Source organism: Streptomyces sp. NPDC003635 (assembly GCF_053587635.1).
In genome coordinates, this window is the sequence record NZ_JBSFOK010000012.1 from 98,576 (window position 1) to 111,235 (window position 12,660).

Annotated in this window: 10 protein-coding genes; 5 read left to right on the forward strand and 5 right to left on the reverse strand. The window is 71.1% G+C overall.

The window, feature by feature from the left end:
* Positions 1–171: 171 nt before the first annotated feature.
* Both ACWDRW_RS14330 and ACWDRW_RS14335 read left to right on the forward strand, forming a co-directional pair.
* Positions 172–1,713 carry an RNA polymerase sigma factor gene (locus ACWDRW_RS14330; RefSeq protein WP_451723080.1) on the forward strand — a complete coding sequence of 514 codons (1,542 nt, stop codon included), beginning with the start codon at positions 172–174 and terminating at the stop codon, positions 1,711–1,713.
* 134 nt (positions 1,714–1,847) lie between these two features.
* A complete protein-coding gene (locus ACWDRW_RS14335; protein WP_451723081.1) occupies positions 1,848–2,708 on the forward strand; it encodes a S1 family serine peptidase in 861 nt (286 codons plus the stop codon).
* Between the two features lie 112 nt (positions 2,709–2,820).
* Here ACWDRW_RS14335 and ACWDRW_RS14340 read toward each other — a convergent pair whose 3' ends face one another.
* Entirely contained in the window at positions 2,821–3,051 is a 231-nt protein-coding gene (locus tag ACWDRW_RS14340) for a DUF7455 domain-containing protein (RefSeq protein ID WP_362253502.1), read from the reverse strand.
* Between the two features lie 439 nt (positions 3,052–3,490).
* On the opposite strand from ACWDRW_RS14340, the gene ACWDRW_RS14345 reads away from it, so the two are divergent.
* From ACWDRW_RS14345 to ACWDRW_RS14355, 3 genes are all read left to right on the forward strand, one after another.
* Positions 3,491–5,614: a DNA gyrase/topoisomerase IV subunit B gene (locus tag ACWDRW_RS14345; RefSeq protein ID WP_451723083.1), complete on the forward strand. Its 2,124-nt coding sequence runs from the start codon at positions 3,491–3,493 to the stop codon at positions 5,612–5,614.
* 143 nt (positions 5,615–5,757) lie between these two features.
* Complete coding sequence (locus ACWDRW_RS14350; protein ID WP_451723085.1) at positions 5,758–6,228, forward strand: DUF485 domain-containing protein; 471 nt, start codon at positions 5,758–5,760, stop codon at positions 6,226–6,228.
* Positions 6,225–7,817 (forward strand): solute symporter family protein, encoded by a 1,593-nt coding sequence (locus tag ACWDRW_RS14355; RefSeq protein ID WP_451723086.1) that lies wholly within the window; start codon positions 6,225–6,227, stop codon positions 7,815–7,817. Before ACWDRW_RS14350 ends, ACWDRW_RS14355 begins: the two co-directional genes overlap by 4 nt.
* Before the next feature lie 89 nt (positions 7,818–7,906).
* On the opposite strand, the gene ACWDRW_RS14360 is transcribed toward ACWDRW_RS14355, so the two are convergent.
* From ACWDRW_RS14360 to ACWDRW_RS14375, 4 genes are read right to left on the reverse strand one after another with little or no spacing between them, the layout of a single operon-like run.
* Positions 7,907–8,587 (reverse strand): response regulator, encoded by a 681-nt coding sequence (locus ACWDRW_RS14360; protein ID WP_451723088.1) that lies wholly within the window; start codon positions 8,585–8,587, stop codon positions 7,907–7,909.
* Positions 8,584–10,257 carry a sensor histidine kinase gene (locus ACWDRW_RS14365; protein ID WP_451723090.1) on the reverse strand — a complete coding sequence of 558 codons (1,674 nt, stop codon included), beginning with the start codon at positions 10,255–10,257 and terminating at the stop codon, positions 8,584–8,586. The genes ACWDRW_RS14360 and ACWDRW_RS14365 overlap by 4 nt, the downstream gene beginning before the upstream one ends.
* A 55-nt stretch (positions 10,258–10,312) precedes the next feature.
* A complete protein-coding gene (locus ACWDRW_RS14370) occupies positions 10,313–11,257 on the reverse strand; it encodes a sucrase ferredoxin (protein ID WP_451723092.1) in 945 nt (314 codons plus the stop codon).
* 54 nt (positions 11,258–11,311) lie between these two features.
* Entirely contained in the window at positions 11,312–12,568 is a 1,257-nt protein-coding gene (locus ACWDRW_RS14375) for a citrate synthase (RefSeq protein ID WP_451723094.1), read from the reverse strand.
* Between the last annotated feature and the right edge of the window lie 92 nt (positions 12,569–12,660).

Here is a 12,660-nt window from a genome sequence, read left to right on the forward strand (position 1 = left end):
CGCGATGACCTAAGAGGTGACAGCCGCGGAGGGAATACGGACGCCATACATGGCGCTGTGCATCTTCCCGGCCCCCGCCCGCACCGTCGGCCCATCCCCAGGCCGGTGGTCGGCTCCTGTCCGCTGTGGACGGGGCCGGAAGCCGTTTTCCAACGTTCCGAGAGGTTGTTCGTGTCGGCCAGCACATCCCGTACGCTCCCGCCGGAGATCGCCGAGTCCGTCTCTGTCATGGCGCTCATTGAGCGGGGAAAGGCTGAGGGGCAGATCGCCGGCGATGACGTGCGTCGGGCCTTCGAAGCTGACCAGATTCCGGCCACTCAGTGGAAGAACGTACTGCGCAGCCTCAACCAGATCCTCGAGGAAGAGGGTGTGACGCTGATGGTCAGTGCCGCGGAGCCCAAGCGCACCCGAAAGAGCGTCGCAGCGAAGAGTCCGGCCAAGCGCACCGCCACCAAGACGGTCGCGGCGAAGACGGTGACCACCAAGAAGGCCACCGCCACCGCCACGCCCGAGGCACCCGCCGCCGACCCGGCCGTCGAGGACGAGGCGCCCGCGAAGAAGGCCGCTGCCAAGAAGACGACGACCGCCAAGAAGGCGGCCGCGAAGAAGACGACCGCCGCCAAGAAGACGGCGGCCAAGAAGACGACCGCCGCGAAGAAGGACGACGCCGAGGTTCTCGAGGACGAGGTCCTCGAGGACGCCAAGCCCGGCGAGGGTGAGCCCGAGGGCGCCGAGAGCGCCGGCTTCGTGCTCTCCGACGAGGACGAGGACGACGCGCCCGCGCAGCAGGTCGCCGCCGCCGGCGCCACCGCCGACCCGGTCAAGGACTACCTCAAGCAGATCGGCAAGGTCCCGCTGCTCAACGCCGAGCAGGAGGTCGAGCTCGCCAAGCGCATCGAGGCCGGTCTGTTCGCCGAGGACAAGCTGGCCAACGCCGACAAGCTGGCCCCGAAGCTCAAGCGCGAGCTGGAGATCATCGCCGAGGACGGCCGCCGCGCCAAGAACCACCTGCTGGAGGCCAACCTCCGACTGGTGGTCTCCCTGGCCAAGCGCTACACCGGCCGCGGCATGCTCTTCCTGGACCTCATCCAGGAGGGCAACCTCGGTCTGATCCGCGCGGTCGAGAAGTTCGACTACACCAAGGGCTACAAGTTCTCCACGTACGCCACCTGGTGGATCCGTCAGGCGATCACCCGCGCGATGGCCGACCAGGCCCGCACCATCCGTATCCCGGTGCACATGGTCGAGGTCATCAACAAGCTCGCGCGCGTGCAGCGCCAGATGCTCCAGGACCTGGGCCGCGAGCCCACCCCGGAGGAGCTGGCCAAGGAACTCGACATGACCCCGGAGAAGGTCATCGAGGTCCAGAAGTACGGCCGCGAGCCCATCTCCCTGCACACCCCGCTGGGCGAGGACGGCGACAGCGAGTTCGGTGACCTCATCGAGGACTCCGAGGCCGTCGTCCCGGCCGACGCGGTCAGCTTCACGCTCCTGCAGGAGCAGCTGCACTCCGTCCTCGACACGCTGTCCGAGCGCGAGGCGGGCGTCGTCTCCATGCGCTTCGGTCTCACCGACGGTCAGCCGAAGACCCTCGACGAGATCGGCAAGGTCTACGGCGTCACGCGCGAGCGCATCCGTCAGATCGAGTCCAAGACGATGTCGAAGCTGCGCCACCCGTCCCGTTCGCAGGTGCTGCGCGACTACCTCGACTAGGACGCGGTCGTACGACGCCGAAGGCCCGGTTCCCTGTTCGGGAGCCGGGCCTTCGTGTGCCCACGCGGGGTGCGGGGCGCCGCCGGGTGGATCACTCTGGGTGTCTCATGACCACCCCTGAGTGAGGAGCGCCCATGCGTCGTCCCCTGGTCCGGGCACTGTCCCGGCCGCTGGTCCTGGCCGCCGCCGCTGCCGTCATACCCCTGGCGTCCGCCGCCCCCGTGGCCGCGGACAGCGTTGTCGTCGGCGGATTCCCCGTCGATGTGTCCGACAGCCCCTGGACGGTTGCGGTCTCCAGCCGTGACCGGTTCGGAGGTACGCGCTCGGGGCAGTTCTGCGGCGGTGTCGCCGTCGGCCCCACCACCGTGCTCACCGCGGCCCACTGCATGGGCGAGGACGTGCTGGGGGAGCCTCCGGACCAGGTGGACGACCTCAAGGTCGTCGCGGGCCGCACGGACCTGCGCTCCACCGAGGGCCAGGAGATCGCCGTACGGGAGACGTGGGTGAATCCCGAGTACGACAAGGTCACCAATGCCGGGGACTTCGCCGTGCTCACCCTCGCCGAGCCGCTGTCGGAAGGCTCGGTGATCGGGATGGCGGCGGCCGGGGATCCGGCGTACACGGCGGGGACGCCGGCCATGGTCTACGGGTGGGGTGACACCACCGGCGGCGGTGACTACCCGGCCGGGCTGCGAGCGGCCCGGGTGCACGTACTGTCCGACAGTCTGTGCGAGCGGGCGTACCCCGGCGGGGGGGACGGCTCCTACGCCGCCGACAGCATGCTGTGCGCGGGTGAGGTGCTGGGCGGGCGGGACGCCTGTCAGGGGGACAGTGGGGGACCGCTGGTCGCCCAGGGGCGGCTGGTGGGGCTGGTGTCCTGGGGGAGCGGCTGCGGCCGCCCGGGCAGCCCCGGGGTCTACACGCGGGTGTCCGACGTCCTCACGACCCTGCGCTGGGACACCGGCGCCACGAGAGGGCCGCGTACAGGCTTCTGAGCGGGGCTCCGCGGTCCGGGCACGCGTAAGGGCGGCTGTCCCTGATCTTCAGGGGCAACCGCCCTTACGCCGGCCTTATGCCTGGAGCTGGCTCGTCGTGGACGCGAGTGTGTCAGCGCTCATCTTCGGAAGCGGTGGCGGGAACGGCCGTCAGCCGCTCTGTCTCGTCCTGTATCTCAGCGGCGATCTTCTTGAGTCCCGGCTCGAACTTGCGGCCGTGGTGGGCGCAGAAGAGCAGTTCTCCGCCGCTCACCAGGACGACGCGCAGGTATGCCTGGGCGCCGCAACGGTCGCAGCGATCGGCGGCCGTCAACGGGCTCGCGGGGGTCAGAACAGTAGTCACGTCGCCTCTTCTCTAGCTCGACGAGCTGTCGTACCAGGGTCAACATCCAACCAGCCCGAAAACGTTCCCGCTCGTGGCTTTTCCTTGAAAAAATCTTTCCAGGCGGCTGGCTGCTGCCGGTTGGCGGCGAATGTGCCGTATTGCGTGTCTCTGTGTCGTACGGGTTCGCGCAGTCGGTCGGTGTCGGTCCTCCGGCTGGATTGCCGGTTTGTTCATGAGGACGTGCCCGGAGCCTAAATGGTTCATGCCTCGAAGGGAACGTGATATGTACTTCACTCCATCGAGGGATCGAACATGTATACGACGCTGGGCTACTCTGCCGAGAGACGAGGGTGGCGTTACATCGGCTCTACCAGGCCTCGGTACCCTCTGAGCGGCGACCGAAGCCGCGCCCTTACCCCAAAGGGCATCACCTGAAATTCAGCGAGGAGCGAACCGCGTGACCGCCGAGACGTCCGTGCCGTCCACAGCGCTGCTGGCAGGAGCAGACCGGGACGGTTCCAACTACACCGCGCGGCACCTCCTCGTCCTCGAGGGCCTCGAGGCGGTGCGCAAGCGCCCGGGCATGTACATCGGCTCGACCGACAGCCGCGGTCTGATGCACTGCCTCTGGGAGATCATCGACAACTCCGTCGACGAGGCCCTCGGGGGCTACTGCGACCACATCGAGGTCGTCCTCCACGACGACGGCTCGGTGGAGGTCCGGGACAACGGCCGGGGCATCCCCGTCGACGTCGAGCCCAAGACCGGCCTGTCCGGTGTCGAGGTCGTGATGACCAAGCTGCACGCCGGCGGCAAGTTCGGCGGCGGCTCCTACGCCGCCTCCGGCGGCCTGCACGGCGTGGGCGCCTCCGTGGTGAACGCCCTGTCCGCGCGGCTCGACGTCGAGGTGGACCGGGGCAGCCAGACCCACTCGATCAGCTTCCGGCGCGGTGTGCCCGGCGCCTTCGCCTCCATGGGGCCCGACGCCAAGTTCGAGGCCAAGAGCGGCCTGCGCAAGACCAGGAAGAAGTCCAAGAACGCCTCCGGCACGCGCGTGCGCTACTGGGCCGACCGCCAGATCTTCCTCAAGGACGCCAAGCTCTCCCTGGAGCACCTGCACCAGAGGGCCCGCCAGACGGCCTTCCTCGTGCCCGGCCTCACCATCGTGGTGCGCGACGAGTACGGCCTGGGGGAGGGCGGCAGCAAGGGCGAGGAGTCCTTCCGCTTCGACGGCGGCATCAGCGAGTTCTGCGAGTACCTGGCGACCGACAAGGCGGTCTGCGACGTCCTCCGCCTCTCCGGCCAGGGCTCCTTCAGGGAGACGGTCCCGGTCCTGGACGAGCACGGCCAGATGACGCCGACCCAGGTCACCCGGGAGCTCGACGTCGATGTCGCGCTGCGCTGGGGCACGGGCTACGACACGACCCTGAAGTCGTTCGTGAACATCATCGCCACGCCCAAGGGCGGCACCCACGTGGCCGGCTTCGAGACCGCGGTGACCAGCACGCTCAACGAGGTCCTGCGCGCCAAGAAGCTGCTGCGCGTCGCCGAGGACGACATCGTCAAGGACGACGCCCTGGAGGGCCTCACCGCCGTCGTCACCGTGCGCCTGGCCGAGCCCCAGTTCGAGGGCCAGACCAAGGAGGTCCTCGGCACCTCGGCGGCCCGCCGCATCGTGAACACGGTGATCACCAAGGAGCTCAAGGCGTTCCTGACGTCCACCAAGCGGGACGCGGCCGCCCAGGCCCGGGTGGTCATGGAGAAGGCGGTCGCCGCCGCGCGCACCCGCATCGCGGCCCGCCAGCACAAGGACGCGCAGCGCCGCAAGACGGCCCTGGAGTCCTCCTCGCTGCCCGCCAAGCTCGCCGACTGCCGCAGCGACGACGTCGAGCGCAGCGAGCTGTTCATCGTCGAGGGAGACTCCGCGCTCGGCACCGCGAAGCTCGCCCGGAACTCCGAGTTCCAGGCACTGCTGCCGATCCGCGGCAAGATCCTCAACGTCCAGAAGTCGTCCGTGACCGACATGCTGAAGAACGCCGAGTGCGGCGCGATCATCCAGGTCATAGGAGCGGGCTCGGGCCGGACCTTCGACATCGACGCGGCCCGCTACGGCAAGATCGTCATGATGACCGACGCCGACGTGGACGGCTCCCACATCCGCTGTCTGCTGCTCACGCTCTTCCAGCGCTACATGCGGCCGATGGTCGAGGCGGGCCGGGTCTTCGCGGCCGTACCGCCACTGCACCGGATCGAGATCGTCCAGCCCAAGAAGGGCCAGGACAAGTACGTCTACACGTACTCCGACCGCGAACTGCGCGACAAGCTCATGGAGTTCCAGAGCAAGGGCATCCGCTACAAGGACTCCATCCAGCGCTACAAGGGACTCGGCGAGATGGACGCCGACCAGCTGGCCGAGACCACGATGGACCCGCGCCACCGCACCCTGCGCCGCATCAACCTCTCCGACCTGGAGGCGGCCGAGCAGGTCTTCGACCTGCTGATGGGCAACGACGTCGCGCCGCGCAAGGAGTTCATCTCGTCCTCGGCGGCGACGCTGGACCGCTCGCGCATCGACGCGTAGGCGCTCGCAGCACGCGGGGTGGGCACGGCTCGGGCCGGGCCCGCCCCCGTTCATGTGCGGCACACTCCGGACGAATCACCTGATGGGGTGAAGGGCGAGGGGAACAAGAGTCGGGGATCTTCCCGTTCTGTCCATCCTTGGGCATGCACTCAAGCAACGGTCGCTCCCACGCGCGCGTGCGCTACGACGACCCCTGGTACGACGCGCTGGCCTCTGGCTGGGGCGAGGCGGACGCCCCCGCCGACGCCGTCCCCGCGGCCCGCGAGGAGGACGTCAGGGACGCGGCGGACGTCTACCTGGAGGTGCAGCGCAGCGCCGCCTTCCAGGAAGTGCGCAGCCGGTACCGCGGGTTCGTGGTGCCGGCGGTCATCGGCTTTCTGGCCTGGTACATCGGCTACGTCGTCACCGCCACCACCGCTCCGGCGCTGATGGCCCGACCGGTCGTCGGCGCGGTGAACGTGGCGATGCTCGCCGGACTCGGACAGTTCCTCACCACGTTCCTGCTCACCTGGGCCTACGCCCGCCACGCGCGCCTGCGCCGCGACCGGGCCGCCCTCGACCTGCGCTGGGACACCCAGGAACTGACCCGGGGCACGAGGGGCGGCACTCCGTGACGGGCGATCACCAGACCCTGGCGCTGCTGCTGTTCAGCGCGTTCGTCGCCGTCACCCTGGCGATCACGACCTGGGTGAGCCGCCACCGGCACGGTTCGGCGGAGGAGTTCTACGCCGGCGGCCGACTCTTCTCCCCGATGGAGAATGGTTTTGCCATCTCCGGCGACTACATGTCGGCCGCTTCCTTCCTCGGCATCTCCGGACTGATCGCTCTCTACGGCTACGACGGACTGCTGTACTCGGTGGGCTTCCTCGTGGCCTGGCTCGTCGTGCTCTTCCTGGTCGCCGAACTGGTCCGCAACTGCGGCAGGTTCACCCTCGCCGACGTGGTGGCCGCGCGGATGAGCGAACGGCCCGTACGGATCGCGGCGGGAACTTCCTCGGTCACCGTGTCCGTTCTGTATCTGGTGGCGCAGATGGTGGGTGCGGGCAGTCTGGTCGCGCTGCTGCTCGGCGGTCAGGGCGAGGCGGCGCAGACCTGGACCGTCATCGCCGTCGGCGCGCTCATGGTGATCTATGTGTCGATGGGAGGGATGCGGGCCACCACGTGGATCCAGATCGTCAAGGCGGTCCTGCTGCTCGGCGGCACCGTCGCGCTGACCGTGCTCGTCCTGGTGCGGTTCCACGGCGACTTCGACCGACTGCTGCTCACCGCGGCCGAACGCAGCGGCCACGGCGAGTCGTTCCTCGCCCCCGGGCTCAAGTACGGCGCCGACTGGACCGCCCGCTTCGACTTCATCAGCCTCGGAATCGCCCTGGTCCTGGGCACCGCCGGGCTGCCGCACATCCTGTCCCGCTTCTACACCGTGCCCACCGCGCGGGCGGCCCGGCGCTCGGTGGTGTGGGCGATCGGGCTGATCGGCGGCTTCTACCTGATGACGATCGTCCTCGGCTTCGGCGCCGCCGCCATCGTGGGCACCGACGCGGTACGCGGCTCGAACGCCGCGGGCAACACGGCCGTACCGCTGCTGGCGCTCGATCTGGGCGGTGGAGCCGACTCCACCGGGGGAACGGTTCTGTTCGCGATCGTCGCCGCCGTCGCCTTCGCCACGATCCTCGCCGTCGTCGCCGGGATCACGCTCGCCTCCTCGGCGTCCGTGGCGCACGACCTGTACGCGTCGCTGCGGCGCCGGCACGCCAAGCCGCGCAGCGAGGTCGCCGTCGCACGGGTCGCCGCGGTCGGCATCGGGGTCGTGGCCATCGGGCTGGGCCTGCTCGCCCGCGATCTCAACGTCGCCTTCCTGGTGGGCCTCGCCTTCGCGGTCGCCGCCTCCGCCAACCTGCCCGTGCTGCTCTACTCGCTGTTCTGGCGCGGCTTCACCACACGCGGCGCGGTCTGGGCGGTGTACGGCGGGCTCGTCCCGGCCGTGACCCTCGTGCTGGTGTCGCCGGTGGTGTCCGGCAGTCCCGAATCCCTGTTCCCCGGCGTCGACTTCCAGTGGTTCCCGCTGCAGAATCCCGGCATCGTCTCGATCCCCCTCGGCTTCTTGGCCGGCTGGCTCGGCACGGTGACCTCCGCCGAGGTCCCGGACGAGGCCAAGCACGCGGAGACCGAGGTGCGCTCCCTGACCGGCGCTGGAGCGGCGTAGCGCCCCGCGCGCGAGACAACGGTCCGCCGTATCCGTATGGAGGTGGGCGGGTACGGCCGCTTCCCCCGCCCCCACCACAGGCCGTGCCCCTAGGCGCGGGTCGCCCACAGGTAACGGTGTTCCGGGCGGCCCGCGTCGCCGTACTTCAGGGTCAGTCGCGCGCGGCCCGTGCGCTCCAGGAGCTTCAGATAGCGCTGGGCGGTCTGCCGGCTCACGCCGGTGCGCTCCGCGATCTCCTGGGCCGACAGGGGGCCTTCGGCGTCGATCAGGGCACGGCGCACGAGATCGGCCGTGGTGGGCGAGTGGCCCTTGGGCAGCTCCGGCTCCGAGGGCGTGGACAGCGCGCCGAAGATCCGGTCCACCTCGGCCTGCTCGGCCTCCCCGCCGCCGTCCAGGGTGCGGCGCAGCCGCGCGTACGCCTCCAGCTTGACGCGCAGGCCCGCGAAGGCGAACGGCTTGACCAGGTACTGCAGCGCGCCGTGCCGCATCGCCTCCTGGACTGTGGAGACGTCCCGGGCCGCCGTCACCATGATCACGTCGGTCCGGTGACCGCGCCGCCGCATCTCCCGTACGACCGACAGGCCCGTGTCGTCGGGCAGGTAGTGGTCCATCAGGACCAGGTCCACCCGGGGCAGCTCCTCGACCTGCCGCAGGGCCTCAGCCGCGCTGTGCGCCTCGCCGGCCACGTGGAAGCCGGGCACCTTCTCGACGTAGGCGGCGTTGACCCGGGCGACGCGTGTGTCGTCGTCCACGACCAGGACCTCGATCATCGCGACTCCTCCTCGGCGGTCCGGTGGGCCGGGGGCCCGGTGAGGGCCGGCTCGCCGTCCGGCTCGGTGAGGGCCTCGGGCAGGACGACGGTGAACTCCGCCCCGCCGCCATGCGCCCGGTCCACGGTGGCGGCGCCGCCCTGCCGTTCGGCGAGTCTGCGGACCAGGGAGAGCCCGATCCCGCGCTCACGGTGGGCCGGAGCCTCCTTCGTGGACCAGCCCTCCGTGAAGATCAACTCACGCTGTTCGGCCGGGATTCCCGGCCCCGTGTCGCGCACCCTGAGGACGACTGTCCGCCCTTCGGTCCGCAATTCGACCTCCACGCGCGCGTGCGGGGCGCCCGCGACCGCGTCCAGGGCGTTGTCCACCAGGTTGCCGACGACCGTGACGATGCCCCTGGGATCGATCAGCTTGTCCGGGAGCCCTGTGCGGTCCGACAGCAGCAGCGCGACCCCGCGCTCGGCGGCCACGGTCGCCTTGCCCACCAGCAGCGCCGCGAGCAGCGGGTCCCGGATCTTCTCGGTGACCTGTTCCGCGGTCGCCCGGTGGTCGCCGACCACCTCGCCGACGAACTCCACGGCGTCGTCGTACATCTCCAGCTCCAGCAGCCCGAGCAGCGTGTGCATGCGGTTGGCGTGCTCGTGGTCCTGGGCGCGCAGGGCGTCGATCAGCCCGCGCGTGGAGTCCAGTTCACGGCCCAGCTGCTCCAGCTCCGTGCGGTCGCGCAGGGTGGCGACCGCGCCGCCGTCGTCGGTGGGCATGCGGTTGGCGACCAGGACGCGCTGACCGCGCACCGTGAGCAGATCGGTGCCGGTGACCCGTCCGGCCAGCACATCGGCCGTACGACCCTTCCCCAGCGCCTCGTCCGGGGAGCGGCCGACGGCCTCGTCACCGATGCCGAGCAGCCGGTGCGCCTCGTCGTTGAGCAGGCGGACACGGCCCGAGCGGTCCAGGGCCACGACGCCCTCCCGGATGCCGTGCAGCATCGCCTCGCGCTCCGCGAGCAGCGCCGAGATGTCGGAGAAGGCGAGGTCCCGGGTCTGCCGCTGGACCCGGCGCGAGATCAGCCAGGCGGCCAGCGCGCCGACGGCCAGGGCGCCTCCGGCGTACGCCAGCAGCTCGGGGATGGCGTGGATGAGCCGGGCCCGGACACTGTCGTACGCGATGCCCACCGAGACCGCGCCGACGATGTCGCCGTCGCTGTCGCGCAGCGGCACCTTGCCGCGGGCCGTGCGGCCCAGGGTGCCGCTGTCGATCTGCATGACCTCCCGGCCCGCCAGGGCCTGCCCGGGGTCGGTGGAGACCGTCCTGCCGACCTCGTCGGGTGTGGGGTGCGACCAGCGCACGCCCCGCCAGTCCATCACCACGACGTACTCGGCCCGCGTGGCCTCGCGGATCCGCTCCGCCTCCCGCTGGACCGGCCCGTCGGCCGTCGGCGGCGTGTCCACGACGTTCTGGGCGATCTGCGGCTCGACGGCCGTGGTCTGGGCGATGGCGAGGGCCCGGCGCATGGCCTGGTCGTCGAGCTGGTTGCCGAGCGGTGCGAGGAACAGGCCGGTCGCGAGCACCGCGACTCCCGCGGCGATGGCCACCTGCATCAGCAGCACCTGGGAGAACATCCGCCGCGGCAGGCCGAGGCGCAGGCGGCGCGCGGAGGGGGTGGGGCTCATACCCACGACGGTACGTGGGGGTGGCGGGACCACCGAAGGGGGTGTGGCCCGAGTCTCAGCCGGCGAGCGCCGTGGTGATCGCCAGCTCGCGCACGGCCTCCACGTCCATCCGCGCCGGCGAGCCCAGCACCGAGGTGCCGCAGCTCTCCGCGCGGGGCGGCGACGCGGCGCCCTGGGCGACGACGACGTGCCAGTGGCGTCCGTCGGCGTGCGCGACGGTCACCGTCCAGCGCGGGGCCGCGCCCTCGGTCCGTACGACGCGCAGCGCGTCCGCCGCGTACTCGCCCACGGCCGTGCGCACGGCCAGCTCGGCCGCCTGCCCCGGCCGCTCCCAGGCGGAGTTGCCGCGGCACCCCTCGACGACGATCCGCCCCTCCCGCGCGCGGTGCAGGATCTCCTTGACGGAGTGCGCCTCGGCGCGGCCGTAGGCGTAGCCGTACGGCAGCACCAGCAGCGTCGGGGAGAAGCGATGTCCGCCCAGATGGGTGACCTCCCAGATGCCCTCAACGCCGGAAGCGGCGAGCTCCGCGGCGAGCGGGCGGCCGAGGAGGGCGCAGCAGCGGTCCCGCTTGCCGTTGGTGCACACGAGGGCGAGCGGGTCGCCGGTGTGCGGGCTCGCCTGGAGCACGGCGTCGAAGACACGGTGGTCGCCCTTGCCGAGCGCGGCGAAGTCCAGGTCGAGCAGCGCACGCGGATCACCGAGCGTGGCGCCGTGCAGCCAGGTGTTCCCCGGGGTGGTGTGGGCGGCGTACACCTGCCGGGCGGTGGGCGTTCTGCTGTCGGCGTGCCGCCCGGGACGGCGGATGAGCGCGATCCGTACGCCGGTGCCCTTGGCGGCCGCCTCCACGGCGCGGCCCAGCGCGGGGTCCAGATGGCTCGAGGTGAGCGCCCTGGCACCCCACGGACCGGGCTGCTCCAGCAACAGCCAGGTCCTCGCGGTGGCCGCGGTGCCCGCGATGGGCTCGTCGAGGTCGCGGGAGACACTTGAGCAAGTACTCACGAAGGTGAGCCTAACCTGAGTTGATCCGGAGTGGCTCACCGTCCCGCTCGTGTCCTACTCCGGCAGGGGTCGGGGCGGCCTTGGGCCGACGTAGTGCCCGGTGGGCCGCATCCGCAGCGGGCGCTCGCCGTACTCCTCCAGCGCGTGGGCGATCCAGCCCGCCGTCCGGGCCACGGCGAAGATCGTCTCGCCGGCGGTGGCGTGCATGCCGCTGGAGGCGGTCAGCACCGCGAGGGCCAAGTCCACGTTGGCGTGCAGCGGGGTGTGACGGGCGGTCGTGGCGACGATGTCGCGGGCCGCGGCGAGGGCGGGCTCGGCGCCCGGGACCTCCTCCAGGAGCCCGAACAGCACCCGCGCGCGGGGGTCCTCGCCGGGGTAGAGCCGGTGGCCGAGTCCCGGGATTCGGCGGCCTGCCCGCAGCTCCTCCGCGATCACCGGTGCCGCGTCGCCGCGGTCGAGGACGTCCAGCAGCAACCGGTGGGCGAGTCCGCTGGCCGCGCCGTGCAGGGGGCCTTCGAGGACGCCCAGGCCCGCGGAGACGGCCGCGTAGGCGTGGGCGCGGGCGGAGGCCGCGACGCGGACGGCGAGCGTCGACGCGGCGAGGTCGTGGTCGACGAGCAGGGCGAGCGCGGTGTCCAGGGTGCGCAGCGACGCCTCGTCCGCGGGGCGGCCGCTGAGCCGGGCCCACAGCCGGTGGGCGAGCGGGCCCGTGTCGCGGTGGTCGCGCCGGACCGGCGGCAGGGCGGCGACGAGGGTGGGGATGAGACTGCGCGCGGTGCCCAGTACGGCGTCCTCGGACAGGTCGAAGCGCAGGGGGTCCGCGGTCGCGGCGGCGATGGCGGCGACCCTCAACCGGTCGGTGGGCCCGGTGTGTTCGGGCAGGGCGTCGACCGCGCGGCGGGCGGTGGCGACGGCGGATTCGGGGGCGCTGAAGGTGATGCCGGGGCGCAGCCGCCCGGTCCACAGCCACTCGGCGACCTCCTCGTAGGAGTGCCGTACGGCGAGTTCGGCCGCGTCGACCCCGCGGAACCAGTATCGGTCCGTGCCGATGAACGTGATGCGGGTCCGAACCGACAGTTCGCCCCCGGAGCCCGAACCGCCGCCGCTCTCCCGCCGGTTGCGCCGTGCCAGCGCCTCGACCTCCTGGGCGTCGAAGGTGCTGCCCCGGCCGCTGGGGACGCGTTGGCTGCTGAGCTGACCGCGGCTGACGTAGGCGTACACGGTCTCGGGCTTCACGCCGAGGAGTTCGGCGGCCTCTTTGGTGGTCAGCCGCCGGGTCGTGCGACCGGCGTCGGGCTGTTGATCGCGCATGAGGGTCACCGTATCCGTTGAACAACCCATTGACCCATGTATTGACTCAATCAATATTGACAAGGATTGAGTCAAGCATGGACAGTCGAATC